This window comes from Pseudomonas sp. PS1(2021) (assembly GCF_020405165.1).
Taxonomy (GTDB): Bacteria; Pseudomonadota; Gammaproteobacteria; order Pseudomonadales; family Pseudomonadaceae; genus Pseudomonas; species Pseudomonas aeruginosa.
This window is the reverse complement of the sequence record NZ_CP084484.1, coordinates 1035437-1053478: the sequence shown is the minus strand read 5'-3', so window position 1 is coordinate 1053478 and position 18042 is coordinate 1035437. Positions and strand designations below refer to the sequence as shown.

23 protein-coding genes are annotated in these 18042 nt (G+C 66.1%); 16 read left to right on the top strand and 7 right to left on the bottom strand.

Annotation, left to right across the window (positions count from 1 at the left end; all coding sequences use genetic code 11):
* The first annotated feature begins 27 nt into the window (after positions 1-27).
* Positions 28-291, top strand: a complete 264-nt coding sequence (locus tag LE197_RS05165) for a DUF4404 family protein (protein ID WP_003090878.1) — start codon at positions 28-30, stop codon at positions 289-291.
* Between the two features lie 66 nt (positions 292-357).
* Here the strand turns inward: LE197_RS05165 and queF are convergent, their stop codons facing one another.
* From queF to ptrA, 3 genes are all read right to left on the bottom strand, one after another.
* The gene (queF, locus tag LE197_RS05160; RefSeq protein ID WP_017149139.1) at positions 358-1188 is read right to left on the bottom strand and encodes an NADPH-dependent 7-cyano-7-deazaguanine reductase QueF; all 831 of its coding nucleotides are present in this window, start codon (positions 1186-1188) and stop codon (positions 358-360) included.
* Positions 1189-1305: 117 nt separating this feature from the next.
* Positions 1306-1923, bottom strand: coding sequence for a plastocyanin/azurin family copper-binding protein (locus LE197_RS05155; protein ID WP_124136008.1), 618 nt, complete (start codon positions 1921-1923; stop codon positions 1306-1308).
* A 171-nt stretch (positions 1924-2094) separates the two neighbouring features.
* Positions 2095-2286, bottom strand: a complete 192-nt coding sequence (gene ptrA / locus LE197_RS05150) for a T3SS anti-activator PtrA (protein ID WP_003090881.1) — start codon at positions 2284-2286, stop codon at positions 2095-2097.
* 125 nt (positions 2287-2411) lie between these two features.
* Here ptrA and LE197_RS05145 point away from each other — a divergent pair, with 125 nt between their 5' ends.
* Positions 2412-3092: a heavy metal response regulator transcription factor gene (locus tag LE197_RS05145; RefSeq protein WP_003108949.1), complete on the top strand. Its 681-nt coding sequence runs from the start codon at positions 2412-2414 to the stop codon at positions 3090-3092.
* Complete coding sequence (locus LE197_RS05140) at positions 3089-4420, top strand: sensor histidine kinase (RefSeq protein WP_003090883.1); 1332 nt, start codon at positions 3089-3091, stop codon at positions 4418-4420. The genes LE197_RS05145 and LE197_RS05140 overlap by 4 nt, the downstream gene beginning before the upstream one ends.
* A 49-nt stretch (positions 4421-4469) precedes the next feature.
* Here the strand turns inward: LE197_RS05140 and LE197_RS05135 are convergent, their stop codons facing one another.
* The 4 genes from LE197_RS05135 to LE197_RS05120 form a co-directional block, all read right to left on the bottom strand.
* Entirely contained in the window at positions 4470-5249 is a 780-nt protein-coding gene (locus LE197_RS05135) for an ABC transporter permease (protein WP_003090884.1), read from the bottom strand.
* Positions 5246-6178 (bottom strand): ABC transporter ATP-binding protein, encoded by a 933-nt coding sequence (locus LE197_RS05130; protein WP_003090885.1) that lies wholly within the window; start codon positions 6176-6178, stop codon positions 5246-5248. The genes LE197_RS05135 and LE197_RS05130 overlap by 4 nt, the downstream gene beginning before the upstream one ends.
* Positions 6179-6253: 75 nt before the next feature.
* Positions 6254-6874: a glutathione S-transferase family protein gene (locus LE197_RS05125; RefSeq protein WP_003162387.1), complete on the bottom strand. Its 621-nt coding sequence runs from the start codon at positions 6872-6874 to the stop codon at positions 6254-6256.
* A gap of 114 nt (positions 6875-6988) precedes the next feature.
* Positions 6989-7660, bottom strand: a complete 672-nt coding sequence (locus LE197_RS05120) for a transglutaminase-like domain-containing protein (RefSeq protein WP_003098789.1) — start codon at positions 7658-7660, stop codon at positions 6989-6991.
* 152 nt (positions 7661-7812) lie between these two features.
* Here LE197_RS05120 and LE197_RS05115 point away from each other — a divergent pair, with 152 nt between their 5' ends.
* The 13 genes from LE197_RS05115 to LE197_RS05055 all read left to right on the top strand — a co-directional run bounded on the left by LE197_RS05115 (position 7813) and on the right by LE197_RS05055 (position 17974).
* Positions 7813-10260 carry an acyl-CoA dehydrogenase gene (locus LE197_RS05115; RefSeq protein ID WP_003108955.1) on the top strand — a complete coding sequence of 816 codons (2448 nt, stop codon included), beginning with the start codon at positions 7813-7815 and terminating at the stop codon, positions 10258-10260.
* A 128-nt stretch (positions 10261-10388) separates the two neighbouring features.
* Positions 10389-10769, top strand: a complete 381-nt coding sequence (locus LE197_RS05110; RefSeq protein ID WP_003119883.1) for a PA2816 family glutamine-rich protein — start codon at positions 10389-10391, stop codon at positions 10767-10769.
* Positions 10770-10827: 58 nt separating this feature from the next.
* Positions 10828-11238: a PA2817 family protein gene (locus tag LE197_RS05105; protein ID WP_003090890.1), complete on the top strand. Its 411-nt coding sequence runs from the start codon at positions 10828-10830 to the stop codon at positions 11236-11238.
* Positions 11239-11502: 264 nt separating this feature from the next.
* Positions 11503-12228 carry a Crp/Fnr family transcriptional regulator gene (locus LE197_RS05100; RefSeq protein WP_003108957.1) on the top strand — a complete coding sequence of 242 codons (726 nt, stop codon included), beginning with the start codon at positions 11503-11505 and terminating at the stop codon, positions 12226-12228.
* A gap of 65 nt (positions 12229-12293) precedes the next feature.
* Positions 12294-12887 (top strand): RNA polymerase sigma factor, encoded by a 594-nt coding sequence (locus LE197_RS05095; protein ID WP_003090892.1) that lies wholly within the window; start codon positions 12294-12296, stop codon positions 12885-12887.
* Between the two features lie 68 nt (positions 12888-12955).
* Positions 12956-13198 (top strand): RebB family R body protein, encoded by a 243-nt coding sequence (locus LE197_RS05090; protein ID WP_003090893.1) that lies wholly within the window; start codon positions 12956-12958, stop codon positions 13196-13198.
* Positions 13199-13228: 30 nt separating this feature from the next.
* Positions 13229-13861, top strand: coding sequence for a hypothetical protein (locus tag LE197_RS05085; protein WP_003108962.1), 633 nt, complete (start codon positions 13229-13231; stop codon positions 13859-13861).
* Positions 13862-13911: 50 nt separating this feature from the next.
* Positions 13912-16053: a hypothetical protein gene (locus LE197_RS05080; RefSeq protein WP_004350281.1), complete on the top strand. Its 2142-nt coding sequence runs from the start codon at positions 13912-13914 to the stop codon at positions 16051-16053.
* A 10-nt stretch (positions 16054-16063) separates the two neighbouring features.
* On the top strand, positions 16064-16258 hold the full coding sequence (locus tag LE197_RS05075) for a hypothetical protein (protein WP_003116569.1): 195 nt from the start codon (positions 16064-16066) through the stop codon (positions 16256-16258).
* Positions 16259-16281: 23 nt separating this feature from the next.
* Complete coding sequence (locus LE197_RS05070) at positions 16282-16521, top strand: hypothetical protein (protein ID WP_003116567.1); 240 nt, start codon at positions 16282-16284, stop codon at positions 16519-16521.
* 53 nt (positions 16522-16574) lie between these two features.
* Positions 16575-17120 carry a hypothetical protein gene (locus tag LE197_RS05065; protein ID WP_003116566.1) on the top strand — a complete coding sequence of 182 codons (546 nt, stop codon included), beginning with the start codon at positions 16575-16577 and terminating at the stop codon, positions 17118-17120.
* Between the two features lie 150 nt (positions 17121-17270).
* Positions 17271-17591, top strand: a complete 321-nt coding sequence (locus LE197_RS05060; protein WP_003108980.1) for a RebB family R body protein — start codon at positions 17271-17273, stop codon at positions 17589-17591.
* Positions 17592-17653: 62 nt separating this feature from the next.
* Entirely contained in the window at positions 17654-17974 is a 321-nt protein-coding gene (locus LE197_RS05055) for a RebB family R body protein (protein WP_003108983.1), read from the top strand.
* The last annotated feature ends 68 nt before the right edge of the window (positions 17975-18042 follow it).

Below are 18042 nucleotides of genomic sequence, written 5' to 3'. Positions count from 1 at the left end.
GAAGACTTGTACGTCGAGGGAAATACCATGCCGAAAGAGAGTCTGCTGCGCGAACTGTCCGCCCTGCGCGAGCAACTGGAGCAACAACCGCCGCTGAACGAAGAGCAGCGCGCCGAACTGGAACTCCTGATCAGGGACATCGAACTGAAACTGGCCAACGAGGACGCCCTCAACGAAGGCAGCCTGGTCGATGGGGTCAACCTCGCCGTCGAGCGCTTCGAGGTCAGCCACCCGACCCTCGCCGGCACGCTCCGCTCCATCGTGCAGAGCCTGGCCAACATGGGTATCTGAACGACTTGCCAAAATGAAAAGCCCCGGCATGGCCGGGGCTTTTTCGTATCCGCGTGTTGCGAGGCGTTACTGGCGCACCAGGCGTCGGTTGTCCGGTGCGACCTCCGCCAGGCTGCGGTAGGGATTGATATCCAGGCCGCCACGGCGTACGTAGCGCGCGTAGACGCTGAGCGCCTGCGGCTGCAACAGGCGCTGCAGGTCGAGGAAGATGCGTTCGACGCACTGTTCGTGGAAGTCCTGGTGCTGGCGGAAGGAAACCAGGTAGGCCAGCAGGCTGGCCGGGTCCAGCGCCGGGCCCCGGTAGTCGACCACCAGGGTGCCCCAGTCGGGCTGGCCGGTGACCGGGCAGTTGGACTTGAGCAGGTGGCTGTAGAGCTGCTCCTCGACGATCCGCCCGGCGTCGCAGCGCAGCAGTTCCGGGCGCGGCTGCTCGTAGCCGTCGACGGCGATGTCCAGCTCGTCGATGCAGCGCCCCGGCAGACGCCCGATGCCCTCCTCGGCAACTTCGTCGAGGCTGCGCAGGCGCACGCCCACGGGCGCCCCGACAGCGGCCGAGAGGTCTTTCTCCAATACCGCGCGAAGCGCCTCGCGACTATCGAAGGCGGACTGGTTGAGGGAATTGAGGTAAAGCTTGAACGACTTCGACTCGATGATGTTCGGCGAGTCCGCCGGGATCGAGAACTCGCCGATCGCCACCACCGGCTTGCCGGCCGGGGTCAGCCAGGACAGCTCGTAGCAGTTCCAGATATCCACGCCGCGATAAGGCAGGGTCTCGGCGCTCAGGCCAAGCTCGGCCCATTTCGCCGTGCGTGAAATGGGAAACAGCAGCGACGGCGTGTAGCTGGAGACGTATTCGCTGGTCTTGCCCAGCGGCGAATGTTCGGCGGGATGCTGCATGAGGGAAACCTGCTGGATGAATCGCGCAGGGCCCTTCCCCGCGCGCCGCGCCGCACTGGCGGGCGGCGGCAAGTGTATACGGATCGGCCGGCATCTTCACGCCGGCCGTCCGCCGGCTCAGGGCTGCACGGTCAGTTGACCGACCATCCCGGCCTGGTAGTGGCCGGGGATGTTGCAGGCGAACTCCAGCCGGGTGGCTTTGGCGAAGGTCCAGGTCAGCTCGGCGCTCTTGCCCGGCTCGACCAGCACGCTGTTGGGGTCGTCGTGCTTCATCATCCGGCCATGGTCCATGTCGGCCATGCCGTGGCCCATCTGACTATGGTCCATCGACGCCATGCCGGTCGGGGTGAGCATCCCGGACTGCTGCATCTCCAGCATCTCCTTCTGGTGCTCGGCATGCATCGCCGCGTCTCCCAGGTTGAACTCGTGCAACAGCTTGCCTTCGTTCTTCAGCACGAAGCGGACCGTCTCGCCGGCCTTGACCTCGATCGCCCGCGGCTTGAAGTACATATCGCCGAGCACCACCTCGATGCTGCGGCTGGCCTGCGCGGCCTGGGCCGGCTTGCCGAAGGTCTGGCCGTGGGCCGGCGAAGCCTGGGCGCTGGCACCGAAAAGCACGCCGAGGACGATCAGGGAAGCGGGAAGCAGGCGGCGCGGAAACATACGGGGAATCTCCATCGGGTTGATGTCGCCTATCCTGTGTCGCTGCGCCTGCCGGCTGGCTGTCGGGAGCATTACATCTTTGTCAGCTTGCCGCCGTTGCGGACCGCGAAGGCTAAGATCGCCCAGCGCCACCGACGGGCATAAAAAACCCGCCGACCGGAAACCAGGGAACCGGTGGCGGGTGAAGACGGGATCGGAGCCCTCCGTCATCCCGTGTGGAGCCGGGGGTGGAAGAACTGGCGATCAGCAGTTTTCCTTGTCCTTCTTCGTCGCTTCGGCCTGCTTCGCCAGTTTCTCCTGGTGCGCGGCACGAGCCTTGGCGGCCTGGGCCTGCATGCGCTCGAAGACGATGTCGCCGCCGCTGTCGGCCATGGCCGGAACGGTCGGGGCGAGGACCAGCAGGAAAGCGAGGGTGGAGGCAGTGAAGGTACGCATGGGAAGTCTCCTCGAATGAGTTCCCCTGTAGTCTGCGCGGGGGCCACTGTCGCCCCCGTTACCCACTGATTACGATGCTGTCAGAAACAGGTCGGCATGGCCGGCAAATGTAACGAGGGATGAACATGAAACTGCTGATCGTCGAAGACGAACCGCGCATCGGCCAGTACCTGCGCCAGGGGCTCGCCGAGGCAGGCTTCGCCGTCGACCTGAGCGACGATGGCAACGAGGGCGAGCAACTGGCCCTGGGCGGCGACTACGACCTGCTGATCCTCGACGTCATGCTGCCCGGCCGTGACGGCTGGCAGATCCTGCGCAGCGTGCGCGACGCCGGGATGACCATACCGGTGCTGTTCCTGACCGCCCGCGATGCCGTAGAGGACCGCGTGCGCGGCCTCGAACAAGGCGCCGACGATTACCTGGTGAAGCCGTTCGCCTTCGTGGAACTGCTCGCCCGGGTGCGCACCCTGCTGCGCCGGGGCAGCCAGCAGTTGCAGGAGACCACCCTGCAACTGGCCGACCTCGAACTCGATTTGCTGCGCCGCCGGGTGCAACGCCAGGGCAAGCGGATCGACCTCACCGCCAAGGAGTTCGCCCTGCTCGAACTGCTGCTGCGGCGCAGCGGCGAGGTGCTGCCCAAGTCGCTGATCGCCTCGCAGGTCTGGGACATGAACTTCGACAGCGATACCAACGTCATCGAGGTGGCCATCCGCCGCCTGCGCGCCAAGGTCGACGACGACTACCCGCAGCGCCTGATCCATACCGTGCGCGGCATGGGCTACGTTCTCGAAGAGCGCGACGAATGAGCGCCGGGTTCGGCTCGCGGATGTCCCTCGGCGTCCGCCTGAGCCTGCTGTTCGCCGCCTGCACGGCGGCGGTCTCGCTGATCGCCGGATTGATCTTCAGCAGGGCCATCGACGAGCATTTCGTCGAGCTCGACCATATGGCGATGTCCGCCAAGCTCGCGGTGTTTCGCGATGAGCTGCGCGGCCTCGGCTCGGAACAACAGATGCGCCGCCGCGAAGCGGAACTGCTGCGCGAACTGGCACGCCATCCCGACCTCGGCCTGCGTCTGAACGGCCCGGATGGCAACCTCTGGTTCGAGCGCCTGCCGCAGCCTGCGCATCCCGGTCTGCCCGCCAACCGCGAACTCGGCGCCCCGCTGGAGCCCGGCAACGACGCTTCGCCGCGACTTACCGTGATCCTCGACATCAGTCATCACCAGCACTTCCTGCAACGCATGCGCCAGTTGATCTGGCTGACCATGAGCCTGTCGGCGCTGGCCACGGCGCTGCTCGGCGCCTGGGCCACCGGCGCCAGCCTGGCGCCGCTGCGACGGATGCGCGAAGTCGCCGCGCGGGTTTCCGCCAACTCCCTCACCACCCGCCTCGACGCCAGCCGGATGCCAGAGGAGCTGCGCGGACTGGCCGGCGAGCTGAACGCCATGCTGGCGCGCCTGGAAGAAGCCTTCCAGCGCCTCTCGGCGTTCTCCGCCGACATCGCCCACGAGTTGCGCACCCCGCTCACCAGTCTGCTGACCCAGACCCAGGTGGTATTGTCCCGCCCACGCTCGCTGGAGGATTATCGCGAGGCCCTGCACGGCAACCTCGAGGAGCTGGAACGGCTCACCGCGATGGTCAACGACATGCTGTTGCTGGCCAAGGCCGACCACGGCCTGCTGGCGCCCAGCCGCCAGGCCCTGGACCTGGGCGCGGAAGTCGACTCGCTGCTGGAGTTCTACCAGCCGCTGGCGGAAGACCGCGACATCCGCCTGCTGCGCGAAGGCAGCCTGAGCCTGCCCGGCGACCGCGGCATGCTGCGGCGGGTGCTGGCCAACCTGCTGGACAACGCCCTGCGCTTCACCGCCGATGGCGGCGAGATACGTATCCGTCTCGGCGACCGACGCCTGAGCGTGGAGAACCAGGGTCCGGCGATTCCTCCCGAGCGCTTGCCGCGCCTGTTCGACCGGTTCTATCGTGCCGATCCGGCGCGCCGCGAAGGCCAGGGTGAACACGCCGGGCTCGGCCTGGCGATCTGCCGCTCCATCGTCCAGGCCCACGGCGGCGAGATCCGCTGCGAGTCTGCCGACGGCTGGACCCGTTTCGTCATCGATTTCGCTCGCCCGCGCCGATGAAACGCGAAGCCCCCATGACGGGGGCTTCTGTTTCATGCCTTCGAGCGTTTCATTGGCGCATGCCACGCCCGCTCACCAGCAGCCTTACGCAGCCGAGATAGAGCACCGCGGTGGCCAGCAGCATGAAGCCGATGGCCACGCCGATGCGAATGTCGGAGACGCCGAGGATGCCGTAGCGGAAGGCGTTGACCATGTGCAGGATCGGGTTGGCCAGCGACACGGTCTGCCAGAACGGCGGCAGCAGGTTGATCGAGTAGAACACCCCGCCCAGGTAGGTCAGCGGCGTCAGCACGAAGGTCGGGATGATCGAGATGTCGTCGAAGTTGCGCGCGAACACCGCGTTGATGAAACCGCCCAGGGAGAAGATGGTCGCGGTCAGTACCACTACCAGTACCGTGATGCCCAGGTGGTGCACCTGCAGCTTGGTGAAGAACAGCGACAGCATGGTCACGATCACCCCCACCGCCAGGCCGCGCAGTACGCCGCCGATGGTGTAGCCGAGGAGGATGGTGTGCGGCGATACCGGCGACACCAGCAGCTCCTCCACCGAGCGCTGGAACTTGCTGCCGAAGAAGCTCGACACCACGTTGCCGTAGGCGTTGGTGATCACCGACATCATGATCAGGCCGGGCACGATGTATTCCATGTAGGTGAAGCCGCCCATATCGCCGATCTGCCGGCCGATCAAATTGCCGAAGATCACGAAGTACAGGACCATGGTGATCGCCGGCGGCAGCAGGGTCTGCGGCCAGATCCGGGTGAAGCGGCGCACCTCGCGGTAGACGATGGTGTTCAGGGCGACCAGGTTGGCGCTCAGCTCGCTGCTCATCGGGCGATCCTCGTCAGGTTCTTCTCCACCAGCGACACGAACAGCTCCTCCAGGCGATTGGTCTTGTTGCGCAGGCTCAGTACCTCGATGCCTTGTGCGCCCAACTGGGCGAACAGATCGTTGATGCCCTGGCTTTTCTCCACCTGCACTTCGAGGGTGTGATCGTCCACCAGCCGCGTCGGGTAGCCGTCGAGAGTCGGCGGCAGGGCCTGGACGTTCTTCAGGTCGAGCAGGAAGGTTTCCGAATGCAGGGTCATCAGCAGGTCACGCATGCTGGTGTTCTGCACGATCTCGCCGTGGTCGATGATGGCGATGTTGCGGCAGAGCTGCTCCGCCTCTTCCAGGTAGTGGGTGGTGAGGATGATGCTGATGCCTTCCTGGTTGAGTTCGGTGAGGAAGCTCCACATCGAACGACGCAGCTCGATGTCGACCCCGGCGGTGGGCTCGTCGAGGATCAGCAGGCGCGGCTGGTGGACCAGTGCGCGGGCGATCATCAGGCGCCGCTTCATGCCGCCGGAGAGCATCCGCGAGGCTTCGTTGCGCTTGTCCCACAGCCCCAGCTGGGTCAGGTAGCGCTCGGCGCGCTCCTTGGCGATCTTCGCCGGGATGCCGTAGTAGCCGGCCTGGGTCACGACGATGTCGAAGACCTTCTCGAACTGGTTGAAGTTGAACTCCTGCGGCACCACGCCAAGGCAACGCTTGAGGCCGGCCGGGTCCTTGTCGAGGTCGTGGCCGAACACCGAGACCGAACCGCTGGTCTTGTTCACCAGGGTCGAGAGAATCCCGATGGTGGTGGACTTGCCCGCGCCGTTGGGGCCGAGCAAGGCGAAGAAATCACCTTCGGCGACGTCCAGGTCGATGCCCTTGAGGGCCTGGAAACCGTTGCCGTAGGTTTTCGTCAATTGACGGATGGACAGGGCGGAACTCATTAGGCTTCCCGTGTCGGAAGGTGAAGAGGAAGAGCTAGATAAGGCTACGGGTAACAAAATGCAACAGTAGCCGGCTCAGGTCAGTTCGGTCATTACCGCGGTGCGGAACGCCGGGCGCTCGCGCAAGCGCAGGTACCAGGCCTCGAGGTGGGGCAGCGGCGGGCGCTCGATGGGCATCTCGAACCAGGCGTAGATGAAACAGCCCAGGGGAATGTCACCCATGCCGAAGCGTTCGCCGGACAGCCAGGGTTGGCCGGCCAGGGTCTGGTCCGGCACCCGCAGCAACTCGCCGCAGGTCTGCAACGCCTTTGCGATCAGGGCCTCGTCGCGTTGCTCCGGCGACGTACGCAGCGTTCCCCAGAACAGGTCGCGGAACGGCCCGGCGAGAGTCGAGGTGGTCCAGTCCATCCACTTGTCGGCGTCGGCGCGGCGCACCGGGTCCTGCGGATAGAGGTCGCCCGGCGCATAGCGGGCGGCCAGGTAGCGGACGATGGCGTTGGACTCCCAGAGGACGAAGCCGTCGTCCTCGATCACCGGCACCCGACCGTTCGGATTCATCGCACGGAACGCCGGCTCATCCACCAGGCCGAACGCCCCGCCGGCATCCACCGTCCGGTACTCCAGGCCAGCCTCCTCGGCGCACCACAGCGCCTTGCGCACATTGCTCGAGTTCTTCCGGCCCCAGATGGTCAACATACTCTGCGTTCCCTCTTCGGTTGATGCGGCGGATGGGTCGCCGGAGCGCCCGGACGACATGCCGCACCCTACCGAGGATGGACCGAAGAAGGAAGACGCGCCGGCTGATGGTGACTATCGACGCCCTTCATCTTGCCCGGCCTCGGCCTGGAAATCGCCGTCCAGGGCCAGCGGGCGGCCGGAGAACAGGTGCGGATAGTGCTGCTGCAAGTGGGAGAAGAACAGTTCCTCCGGCAGGTCGGCGAACTGGCCGTGATCGGCCAGGTACTCCATGTAGCGCTCGCCCTGGCGGTTGAATGGATGGAAGACGCTGTCGGCGACGCCGTCGAACTCCAGCGGAGCGACGTCGAAGGCGCGGCACAAGGCACGGTTGAACGCCGGGGTGGCCTTCACCCAGCGGCCCTCGAGGTACAGTTCGGTATAGCCGTGCATGGCGAACACCTCGCTGCGCAGCGCCTCCAGCAGGCGCGGCGTGGCCAGGTGGTTGCGCACGTCGGCCAGGCCGATCCGCGCCGGAATCCGGCAATGCCGAGCGCAGGCGGCGAGCAGGATGGCCTTGGGCACGCAATAGGACTCGCCCTGCTGCAGCGCGTGGCTGGCCTTCAGGGTCTGCGGATCGCGGCTGAACACGTAGGGGTTGTAGCGCACCCCGTCGCGTACCGCGTAGTACAGCGCGACCGCCTGGTCACGCGGTTTCGCCGAATTCCCCCGGGATTTTTCCGCGAACTCCACCACCACCGGGTGGTCACTATCCACGAAGCGGCCGGATTGTAGGTAGGACTGCATGGCGGGCTCCCGGCGGGCAATTTGTCCCAGTCTAAACGGGAAGTTTTCGCCTATAACGTGACAAACCGGCCAAGCTGACCGGCCCTGCCGCCAAACGGCGGCAAACGGGCTAAGCTCGAGACGCCGCCTGGCGTCTTCATGGAGGATTCCGCATGTTGTTGCTCTGGTTAGTCGTACTGGTACTCGGTGTCGCTTACCTCGCCCATCGGCGTACCCCACCCGCTCCCGCGCTCGGCATCAGCGCCGCCTACCTGATCCTGATGGGCGTGTTCAGCCACGCGCCCGGCTGGCTGCTGCTGGTCTTCTGGCTGCTCTGGCTGGCGGTGGCGCTTCCCCTCGCCCTGCCTGACCTGCGCCGGCGCGTGCTCAGCGGTCCGCTGTTCGCCTGGTTCCAGAAAGTCCTGCCGCCGATGTCCGACACCGAGCGCGAGGCCATCGAGGCGGGCACCGTGTGGTGGGATGGCGAATTGTTCAGCGGCCGCCCGGACTGGCAGAAACTGCTCGACTACCCCAAGGCGCAACTCACCGAAGAAGAGCAGGCCTTCGTCGACGGCCCGACCGAAGAACTCTGCGCCATGGTCAGCGACTGGGACATCGGCCAGCGCATGGACCTGCCGGAAGAAGCCTGGGCCTTCATCAAGCAGCACGGCTTCTTCGGCCTGATCATTCCCAAGGAGTACGGCGGCAAGGGCTTCTCCGCCTTCGCCCACTCGCAGGTAGTGATGAAGCTCGCCACCCGTAGCGGCGACCTGGCCTCGACGGTGATGGTGCCGAACTCCCTCGGCCCGGCCGAGCTGCTGCTCCACTACGGCACCGACGAGCAGCGCCAGCGCTACCTGCCGAGCCTGGCCAAGGGCGACGACATCCCCTGCTTCGCCCTCACCGGCCCCTACGCGGGCTCCGATGCCGGCGGCATGACCGACGTCGGCATCGTCTGCAAGGGCGAATGGGAAGGTCGCGAGGTGCTCGGCCTGCGCCTGACCTGGGAAAAGCGCTACATCACCCTCGGCCCGGTGGCCACCCTCCTCGGCCTGGCCTTCAAGTGCCACGACCCGGACCATCTGCTGGGCGACGAGGAGGACCTGGGCATCACCCTGGCGCTGATTCCCACCGACACCCCCGGGGTCGAGATCGGCCGCCGCCACGTGCCGCTGGGCGCCGCCTTCATGAACGGTCCGAACTCCGGCAAGGACGTGTTCGTGCCGCTGGAGTACATCATCGGCGGGCAGGAAATGATCGGCAAAGGCTGGATGATGCTAATGAACTGCCTGTCGGTCGGACGCTCCATCTCGCTGCCGGCGGTGGGCACCAGCGCTGGCAAGGCCAGCAGCTACGTCAGCGGTCGCTACGCTCAGGTCCGCGAGCAGTTCAACGTGCCGATCGCCGCCTTCGAAGGCATCCAGGAGGCGCTCGCCCGCATCGGCGGCAACGCCTGGCTAATGGACAGCGCGCGAATCCTCACCGCCAACGCGGTGGACCTCGGCGAGAAGCCCTCGGTGCTTTCGGCGATCCTCAAGTACCACCTCACCGAGCGCGGCCGCGAGTGCATCGCCCATGCCATGGACATCCATGGCGGCAAGGGCATCATCATGGGCCCGAACAACTACCTGGGTCGTTCCTGGCAGGGCGCGCCGATCTTCATCACGGTGGAAGGCGCGAACATCCTCTCGCGCAACCTGATGATCTTCGGCCAGGGCGCGATCCGTTGCCATCCGTACGTGCTCAAGGAAATGGAACTGGCCCAGCGCGAGGACAAGGACCAGGCCGCCCGCGAGTTCGACGCGCTGCTGGTGAAGCACATCGGCTTCGCCGTCGGCAACGCCGCCAGCAGCTTCCTCCTCAGTCTCAGCTGCGGCCACCTCGGCAACGCGCCCGGCGACCGCATCAGCCGTCCCTACTTCCGCGCGCTGAACCGCCTGGCGGCGTCCTTCGCCCTGCTCGCCGACTTCAGCATGATGCTGCTGGGCGGCGAACTGAAGCGCAAGGAACGCCTCTCCGCGCGTCTCGGCGATGTCCTCAGCTATCTCTACCTGGGCTCGGCGGCGCTCAAGCGCTACCACGACCTGGGTAACCCGGACTACCTGCATCCGCTGCTGCGCTGGGCCATGGAGGAAAACCTCGGCAAGGCCGAGGCGGCGCTGGAGGACCTGCTGAACAACTTCCCCAGCCGCTTCTTCGGCTGCGCGCTGAAGGTCCTGGTACTGCCGTTCGGCCGCCGGCACAAAGGGCCGGGCGACGAACTGGACGCCGAGATCGCGGAAATCCTCGGCCGTCCGGACGACGACCCGGCGTTGCAGGCGATCCTCGCCGGCGCGTTCCTGCCGAAGGACCCGCAGGACCCGGTCGGTGCCCTCGCCCACGCCTTCGACGCGGTACGCGAAAGCGCCGCGCTGGAGAAAACCCTGCACAAGGCGATCAAGGAAGGCAGGGTCCAGCCGCAAGCGGGGCAGAACCCGATCGATGCCGGCGCCGCCGCCGGCGTGCTGAGCGCCGAGCAGGCGCAGGCCCTGCACCAGGCCGAAGCGGCACGGCGCAAGGTGATCGACGTCGACGACTTCGCCAAGGAGGAACTGCAACTGGCCGACGGCAGGATCCGCTGACACTCCGCGGCAAAGCGACGGTCGCAACCGACAAAGGCGCCTTCCGGCGCCTTTGTCGTCTTCACCCACCCAAACCCGGGCGATTGGCTAGAATCGACGGGCACATCCCTGACGTACGGGAGGCCATCATGCTCAAGCTACTTGCCACCGGCCTGGCAGCCTCGTTTCTCCTCCTGCCCCCGGCGCAGGCCGCACCGCCTGCGCCCTATGGCGTGCAGCCGCACCAGCAGGCGGTGCAGCGCGCTGGCGAACAGCGCCAACGCCAGCTCCAGGAACAGCGCCAGCGCTTCGACGAACAACGCCTGCAATTGCAGCAGGATCAACTGCAACGCCAGCAGCAGAACCTGCAGCGGCAACGGCAGCAGCGACAGATGCAGGACAACCTGATCCGCCAGCAGCAACTGGACCAGCAGCGCTGGCGCCTGGAGCAGGACCAGCGGCGCCTCGACAGCGAACGCCGGCAACTGGAAAACCGCCGGCGCCAGAGCCAGTCCCCGGCGATCCGCTGAAACTGGCCGGCGCCGCGAAACCCTTTATACTGCCCAGCTTTTTTCCAGAGGACCCGTCATGGCCAACTCCTACCTCGAGCACCACCTCGCCCTGCTCCAGCACCTGCGCAACATCCTCGGCGCCCTGGGCGAGGCCGAGCAGGTGCCGGAAGAAAACCACGGGCTGTTCCTCGAGCGTTTCGACGAGCTGATGGACGAACTGCCGCGCGACCCGGAAGGCGCCCAATACCTCGGCCAGGACCTGATTTCCCAGGTCTTCCACCGCTATCCGCAGATCGCCCACCTGGTACCTCGCGACCTGCTGTGGTTCTTCGGCGGCGATTGCCTGCACTTCATGCCGGACGAAGAGATCGACCTGTTCCAGCGCCTCGACGAGCGCCGCTACGAAGCCGAAGAGCGCGGCGAAACGTTCGACTGGAACCGCGAAAAGCAGTTGCTCGCGCTGCCCGAGGACAGCCCGCGGCACTGAGCCCGCCACGGCCACCGGCCGTCCCGCCCCGACCGCCATCCGTGCGCTCGGGGCCGCCTCCCGCCAGCCCAAACCTCGCTACCCTTTCCGAATAAAAAACGGACCGCCCGCCCGATTGCCGGAGCGCGCCGAGTCCGTACCTAGCAGTTCTGCCGGGTAGCCGGAGCTTCACACCCCTTCGCCGCACACGTCCCCACTGATTGCTCTGCAGCGAGCATGTCGTACCTCGCCGGAGCTGCCGATCAATCTGGCGAAGGCGCAGGCATGCACTCGAACGAGTCAACGGAAGACCGCTGTTCACGCCACTACACCCTGCTGCAACGGTGCCCGCTGCTGCACGGGCTGCCCGATCTGCTGCGGCACGTGGCGACCCATGCGTCGGAGCGCCGGTTGCGCGACAAGGACGTCCTGTTCCTCAAGCACGACCCTGAAGACTTCATCGGCCTGGTCCTCGGCGGACACCTCTATACCGTGCTCTACGGGCCGGACGGGCGGGAGCTGATCGTCAATGATATCCGTCCTGGCGAAGTGATCGGGGAAACCGCGCTGATCCAGCCGAACCGCCGCGAGACCTCTGCCTACGCCTCCGGCGCGGCGTCGGTGCTGATCCTCCACCGACGTCACTTCGCCCCGTTGATCGCCGACACGGAATTCCTCAACCGCGCGCTGGCCCTCCTCTGTTCGCGCCTGCGCGAAGCCTCCGGTTTCGTCGAGAGGGTCTGCCTGCATCGCCTGGAGTCGCGCCTGGCGCGCCATCTCCTGGCCAGCCTGGCGAGCGAACAACCCGAGGGAGCCTGCGCGACGCTACCGACCAACCAGAGCATCCTAGCAGCGATGCTCAACGCCAGCCGGCCGAAGCTCAACGCGCAACTGCAAATATGGAAACGCGAAGGGCTGATCAGCTGCCGCAACGACCGGATCCTGATCAACGACCTCGGTCGCCTGCGACGCAAGGCCGAACTACCAGCCGCGCCCCTGTCACCCAGGTAACAGCCTCGCCCACCGCCCGCCTCACAGACTGCTCGCCGACACGAGCAACCAGGGAGGTAGCGGTTATGGATCGTCCGAATCAGCCAGGCGGCAACGAAACCGGTTCCGATCGCCTGTTCGAGGAAAGCTGGCGTGCCGCGCAGGCTGGCCTGCGCAAACGCGCACAACGCCTTGCGCGCGGCAACAGCCATCGGGCCGAAGAATGGCTGTCGAGCACCGCGGTCAAGGCGCTGCTGTTCCTGCGCCAGTCACCGGAGCGGGTACGCGACCCCCAGGGCTTCCTGTTCCTGGTCCTGGAACACGTCTACCTGGACAGCGCGCGCCACCAGATCCGCGAGGACCGCCTCATCGACCGCGGCATCGACCTGCACGATGGCCAGTTGGAGCGCTTCGCCGCCGTCGGCTCGCCGCTGGAACGCCTGGAGCAGCTGGAACGTCTCGACCAGGTGGACAAGGCCCTGGCCTCGCTGTCGCGCCAACAGCAGCAGCTCTTCGAACTGCGCTTCATCGAGGAACTGCCCTATGCCGACATCGCCAGCCAGCTCGGCATAGCCCCGCCGCTGGTGCGCAAGCGCGTGCAGTTGCTGCGCTCGCGGCTGAGCGCCGACTTTTTCGCCGGCGACGTTTCACAAGACAGACGCAGCCGCGTTCATTCCTGACAAACGAGTCGAGGCCCGTGCGACCGGCCCCCTGCCCGACAAGCACCTGCCCATTCAAGGAGAGTCCCATGGCTGACCCCACGGCTGTGAATGCCCAGATCACCGATGCCGTCACCCAGACCAACGTCAAGGTGGTCGCCGAAGCCCCGGCCCAGGCCATCGCCGCGCTCTACCAGATCGCCAGCCATTCCGCCGGCCTGTCCCTGCAGAACGCAGTCTACAGCCAGCAGGCCCTGAACCAGATCTCCACCGCGGTGGTTTCCAAGGCGGTGTCGATGATCATGGCGATAGAAGACAAGAAAGGTATCTGACCCGCCCCTTGATCCCAGGAGTGCCCAGACATGTTCGGCTTCGGCAAGAAATCCGCGCCCGCGCCCGCGCCATCCGGCGACAGCGAGCAAGCCGCCGCCCCCGGCGAGGCCGGCCGGCAGACGCCAGCCAGCGGCGGCAGGGCGTCCGCCAACGGCGACGTGAAGCTGCCGTCGCGCCCTTCGCCGCTGGCCGGCATGAGCGAGCGCCTGCTCAAGCAGACCGAGGCGCCGCCGCCGGACACCAGCGCCCTGAACAGTCAAGTCGTGCAGGCGGTGCAGATGAGCAACAGCGAAACCGCCGGCTATGCGCCGTCGCAGATCGCCATCGCGCCGAACATGATGATCAGCCAGGCCTCCGGGCTGGTGGCGCAATCCGCCGCCAGCTACTTCGACGGAGTCAGCAAGATCGCCCTGGCCAGCCAGGCGATCCTGCTCCGGCAGATGACCCAGAACATCGCCGAAAACAAGCTGGCCCAGGCTGCCGAGGACGCGCTCGGCGCCCTTGCCACCGACCTGCTGATGGGCGCTGCCGCCGCGGTAGCCGCGGCGGCCGGGGCGATCGAGGCGGAATCGGCCAGCTTCGCCATCGACAAGATCGACCAGAGCATCGCCAAGTACAGCGAGACCCTCGCCAGTCGCGGCGGCAAGGACACCCAATCGTAGCCACCACCGGCGGGGCCGGCGGCGTCCGGCCCTGGCACAGGAGAGCCGTCATGGCCTATTTCAAGCTGGAAGAACCGGTCAGGTTCCATCGCTATCCCTTCGACTTCCATAGTCACTTCGCCGGCATCCTGCCGGTGGAAAGCAACAGCCGCTGGACGCGCGACCGCCGGGTCTTCCGCGTCGGCGAGCGGCAGGTGAGCCTGGAGAAAGGCCAGGAGCTTTCCCTGATCGGGCTGCTGATGAGTGCCCGCGGCGTCGCTCCGGAGGTCGACGGCAAGGCGCTGGAGGAGGCTCGCCAGGCCGCGCACTATGAACTGTTCGAACTGGCTCTGCAGCGGATGGTCAGGCGCAATCCGTTCGCCGCGACCGACCGTCAGGGCTACCTGCGCGGCGAATGCGCGGCGGAGAACATCTATCTCGCCTGCCTCATCCTGGCACAACGTTTTGGCCGGACCTCGCCGCCAGCGGCCATCGACCAGCCGGCGATCTACCTCGGCACCCTGGAACTGCTCGGTGCGAGCGCGGTTCGCGACAGCGAGACGGACCAGTTCGTCCGCTACTTCAACCGCAAGATCTGGAGCGGCAACAAGTACACGCCGTTCGACGACGCCTACTGGGCCCGCGGCGCCATCCGCGATCGCCATCCGGGCGAATTCGCCTGCCTGACGCTGGGGTTCCTCCTCCACGAAGGAATCAGCCATACCCAGACGGCGACGGGGGAAGACGAGGTGGCCGTCCTCGATTCCCTGTTCGAACAATTCAACGCCTCCGAGAAGACCGCCTACCGCCTGCTCGCCCACACCGCGCATGGCTATGCCAGCGAAGCCGCCTTCGATGCCGAGCTGCACAGGATCCTCCGTCATTTCGAAATACAGCAGGGGCAGCCACCGCAGGCCCGGCTGGTCGGCATCGACCTGCTCGGCATGGAGACCGCTACCGGCCTGTACCGACAGTTCTTCGACTTCCTCCTCGGACAGGCCGCGGTGTTTCGCCGCTACCTGGACGGCAAGCCGGAAACCCGCAAGGTGGTCCTGCACATCCATTGTGGAGAGGGGACCGGGGTGTCCGACGACAACCGGTCGCTGTGCGGTTACTTCCTGCGCAACGCCAACGCGCTGGACGATTTCTACGCAGCGCTCTCCGCCTATGCCTGGAAGTGCTATGGCAACACCATCGGCCAGGGCAAGGCGCGGCTACGCGAACGGGAGAACCTGCAGGACCGTGACAAGGCGCCCAGCGCCCTCGCCGGCCTTTTCGACGAACTGTTTTTCGGCAACAGCCTGACCTCCTCCGGCCTGCGGCTACGCCGCTTCGACATCACCAGCGGGACTACCCAGGCCCTGGTCGCCTACTACGCCCGCACCAACGTCGTGAACCTCTGCCAGGCGCTGGCCAGCCGCGACGCCGACGGCAACAGCTACTACCGCCGCCTGCTGGAGAGCGATCTGTTCAGCCTGCGCATCGGCCATGCCTACTACTACCGCAACTATCTGGCCAGCAAGTTCCCCGAGCTGTGCTTCGACACCAACCTGGGAAGCAATTTCATTACCGGCGCCTCCGGCCTCTTCGACTCGCTGCAGGAATACCGCCTGAACCGTGGCCTGCGCCATCTCGACGGATACGTCGGCACCGACCAGCTCAAGGAACTCAGCCTGGCCATCGCCTACCAGGGCGAACAGCGCCTGGACCCACAACAGATGCAGTACGTCCATGCCCTGGCGGAAAGCCAGAGCGGCTTCGACGAACTGGGCGGACATCTCCCGGGTACACCCGGCTGGGCGAAACCTGCGCTGGAACAGTTCTTCGCAAGTCAGTGCGCGCTCTACCGCTCCGAGGAGGATCGCTACTTCCAGTTCGAAGCCTACCGGCGCCTCTTCGCCCAGGTCCTCAACTGGCGCTCCTATCTGCTGGGCGCCGACGGCCAGGGTGTCGAGCACTCCAACGTACAGGACGAAGCGATCCGCATGGCGCTCCTGCTCAACTATGCCGCCGCGGACCGCCACGGCCGGGTACCGGTCGCTTCGCTGGAGAATGCCCAACGCCTGCTGGTGCAACTGGGCAGCGCCTACTGGGAGGAAACCATCGGCGCCGTCGACCTGGCCGGCGCGCCCCATCGGGACCGAGAGCTGCAGCGCTTCGAAGGGTTCGCCGCCCCCGCCTCGGTCGTGCGCATCTCCACCCGCAGCAGTTGAGGAGCGACCGATGAGCGCCTACGCACGCTACATCAGACGCCGCGCGCTCGCCGCCGCGGACCGCCCGGCGCAGCGTTCGCCGGACGCCAGCGAGGAGACACGGGACCAACCGCCCCCCAGCAGGCCGGCGAGCGGAAAGCGCCTGCTGGAAATATCGGACAGCGATGCGGCCAAGCTCTTGGCCGTGCTGAAACTGCTCGGATGAGCACCCACCCCAGGAGAAGCGTCATGAAGGAAGAACTCGAAACCCTCGTCACCCAGGTCAAGGCACTCCTCACCGAATGCCTGCAAGGCTGGCTCCAGGCCCTGTCCCAGGGAGACAGCGTGGACGACCCGGCCAGCCTTGGACAGTTGGCGGTGCAGTTGAGCACCGCCTACAGCACCCTGCAGGCCGCTGCCGCCGCCTACCCCGGCGATACCGGCGGCAGCGCGCAGGCCCCCTCGGCGGACGGCACGCAGCAGTACTGAAGCCTCGCCACGACACCCCGCGCACCGCGCGTCTATCGCAGAGGAGTCCGCGCATGTCGATCTCGGAAGAATTGGGAAGGAATCTGGTCCAGTTGGCGCAACGCTGGCTGAAACGCCCCCTCACCAGCGAAGAACACGAGCAGTTGAGACAGTTCCAGCTCGGCCTCGGCAACGACGCCAGCAGCGATCCGGCCGTGCACGCGCGACAGCAGGCCGAACAGGTGATCGAGAACGGCCGGCAGCGTTCCGAAGGCTCCATCCGCCAGATCCTGCAGAACGTCCAGCAGGCCTCGACCCAGGCCCTCCGCGCCCAGGACAGCGGCGAGCAGGCGATTCTTGAGGCGGTCAATGCCGCCGGCAGCCTGGCCGAACTGCGTCCCAGCCACCTGCAGAGCGGCCAGGCAAGCGCCAACCAGTTGGTGATGTCGCAGATTGCCGACCGCCTGGCCAACCTAGTGAAGAGCGAGGTACGCCTGTGCTTCGAGCAGAACTTCGGCTCGCTCAAGCAGCAACTGGAGAACGCTATCGCCATCTTCAACCAGAGCAACCACAACACGTCCGCACCGCCGCCGGACAAGCCCGACCCGCCCGCCGCATGAGACCGCACCGACAAGCGCCCCGCCTCGCGGGGCGCTTGCATTTTCGCCGCCCGCCAGGCCTGGCGCCGACGGATTCACAACTCCCTGGCTGGAGCGTTCATCAAGACAGCACGACATGAGCCGTGCCGTTCACTCACAGGGAGTCACATCATGAGTTTTCCGACCGCAGTCAACGACCAGATTACCGATGCCGTCACCCAGTCCAACGTCAAGGTCGTCGGTGAGGCGCCAGCCATGGCGCTGGGCACCATCTACCAGACCATGGCCCACTCCACCGGGATTCTCTTCGAGAACGCGGTGAGCGCCCAGCAACAGCAGAACGCCCTGGCCCTGGCCGCCTCCAACATGGGCGTGATGCAGATCTACAGCCTCGACACCGCCGCCGATGCCGGAGCCACCGAGAAAGTCGGCCAGTTGGGCGTGGCCGACAACCTCACCAGCCTGCTGACCGTACTGAAATCCTTCACCTGAGCCTGACCCGCCGGGTCCAAGCAGTCGCCGTACATCCTTCGCAATGATTCAGGAGAATCACCATGAGCTTCCCAACCGCAGTAAACAACCAGATCACCGATGCCGTCACCCAGTCCAACGTCAAGGTGATCGGTGAAGCCCCGGCCATGGCGCTGGGCTCGATCTTCCAGACCATGGCCCACTCCACCGGCATCCTGTTCGAGAATTCGGTAGCTGCCCAGCAACAGCAGAACGCCCTTGCCCTGGCCGCTTCCAACATGGGCGTGATGCAGATCTACAGTCTGGATACCAGCGCCGCCGGCGGCGCCACCGAGAAGATCGGCCAGCTGGGCGTGGCCGACAACCTCACCAGCCTGCTGACGGTGCTCAAAGCGCTGCCCTGATCGCCGCCGTCGCTCCACCAGAGAAGGCCACTCCACGAGTGGCCTTTTTCGTCTCGACGATCGAGCGA

What these genes read in the sequence shown, in the direction of transcription:
- LE197_RS05165 (WP_003090878.1), top strand. Translation starts at nt 28, where the DNA reads ATGCCGAAAGAGAGTCTGCTGCGCGAACTGTCCGCCCTGCGCGAGCAA.
- queF (WP_017149139.1), bottom strand. Translation starts at nt 1,188, where the DNA reads ATGCAGCATCCCGCCGAACATTCGCCGCTGGGCAAGACCAGCGAATAC.
- LE197_RS05155 (WP_124136008.1), bottom strand. Translation starts at nt 1,923, where the DNA reads ATGCTCCCGACAGCCAGCCGGCAGGCGCAGCGACACAGGATAGGCGAC.
- ptrA (WP_003090881.1), bottom strand. Translation starts at nt 2,286, where the DNA reads ATGCGTACCTTCACTGCCTCCACCCTCGCTTTCCTGCTGGTCCTCGCC.
- LE197_RS05145 (WP_003108949.1), top strand. Translation starts at nt 2,412, where the DNA reads ATGAAACTGCTGATCGTCGAAGACGAACCGCGCATCGGCCAGTACCTG.
- LE197_RS05140 (WP_003090883.1), top strand. Translation starts at nt 3,089, where the DNA reads ATGAGCGCCGGGTTCGGCTCGCGGATGTCCCTCGGCGTCCGCCTGAGC.
- LE197_RS05135 (WP_003090884.1), bottom strand. Translation starts at nt 5,249, where the DNA reads ATGAGCAGCGAGCTGAGCGCCAACCTGGTCGCCCTGAACACCATCGTC.
- LE197_RS05130 (WP_003090885.1), bottom strand. Translation starts at nt 6,178, where the DNA reads ATGAGTTCCGCCCTGTCCATCCGTCAATTGACGAAAACCTACGGCAAC.
- LE197_RS05125 (WP_003162387.1), bottom strand. Translation starts at nt 6,874, where the DNA reads ATGTTGACCATCTGGGGCCGGAAGAACTCGAGCAATGTGCGCAAGGCG.
- LE197_RS05120 (WP_003098789.1), bottom strand. Translation starts at nt 7,660, where the DNA reads ATGCAGTCCTACCTACAATCCGGCCGCTTCGTGGATAGTGACCACCCG.
- LE197_RS05115 (WP_003108955.1), top strand. Translation starts at nt 7,813, where the DNA reads ATGTTGTTGCTCTGGTTAGTCGTACTGGTACTCGGTGTCGCTTACCTC.
- LE197_RS05110 (WP_003119883.1), top strand. Translation starts at nt 10,389, where the DNA reads ATGCTCAAGCTACTTGCCACCGGCCTGGCAGCCTCGTTTCTCCTCCTG.
- LE197_RS05105 (WP_003090890.1), top strand. Translation starts at nt 10,828, where the DNA reads ATGGCCAACTCCTACCTCGAGCACCACCTCGCCCTGCTCCAGCACCTG.
- LE197_RS05100 (WP_003108957.1), top strand. Translation starts at nt 11,503, where the DNA reads ATGCACTCGAACGAGTCAACGGAAGACCGCTGTTCACGCCACTACACC.
- LE197_RS05095 (WP_003090892.1), top strand. Translation starts at nt 12,294, where the DNA reads ATGGATCGTCCGAATCAGCCAGGCGGCAACGAAACCGGTTCCGATCGC.
- LE197_RS05090 (WP_003090893.1), top strand. Translation starts at nt 12,956, where the DNA reads ATGGCTGACCCCACGGCTGTGAATGCCCAGATCACCGATGCCGTCACC.
- LE197_RS05085 (WP_003108962.1), top strand. Translation starts at nt 13,229, where the DNA reads ATGTTCGGCTTCGGCAAGAAATCCGCGCCCGCGCCCGCGCCATCCGGC.
- LE197_RS05080 (WP_004350281.1), top strand. Translation starts at nt 13,912, where the DNA reads ATGGCCTATTTCAAGCTGGAAGAACCGGTCAGGTTCCATCGCTATCCC.
- LE197_RS05075 (WP_003116569.1), top strand. Translation starts at nt 16,064, where the DNA reads ATGAGCGCCTACGCACGCTACATCAGACGCCGCGCGCTCGCCGCCGCG.
- LE197_RS05070 (WP_003116567.1), top strand. Translation starts at nt 16,282, where the DNA reads ATGAAGGAAGAACTCGAAACCCTCGTCACCCAGGTCAAGGCACTCCTC.
- LE197_RS05065 (WP_003116566.1), top strand. Translation starts at nt 16,575, where the DNA reads ATGTCGATCTCGGAAGAATTGGGAAGGAATCTGGTCCAGTTGGCGCAA.
- LE197_RS05060 (WP_003108980.1), top strand. Translation starts at nt 17,271, where the DNA reads ATGAGTTTTCCGACCGCAGTCAACGACCAGATTACCGATGCCGTCACC.
- LE197_RS05055 (WP_003108983.1), top strand. Translation starts at nt 17,654, where the DNA reads ATGAGCTTCCCAACCGCAGTAAACAACCAGATCACCGATGCCGTCACC.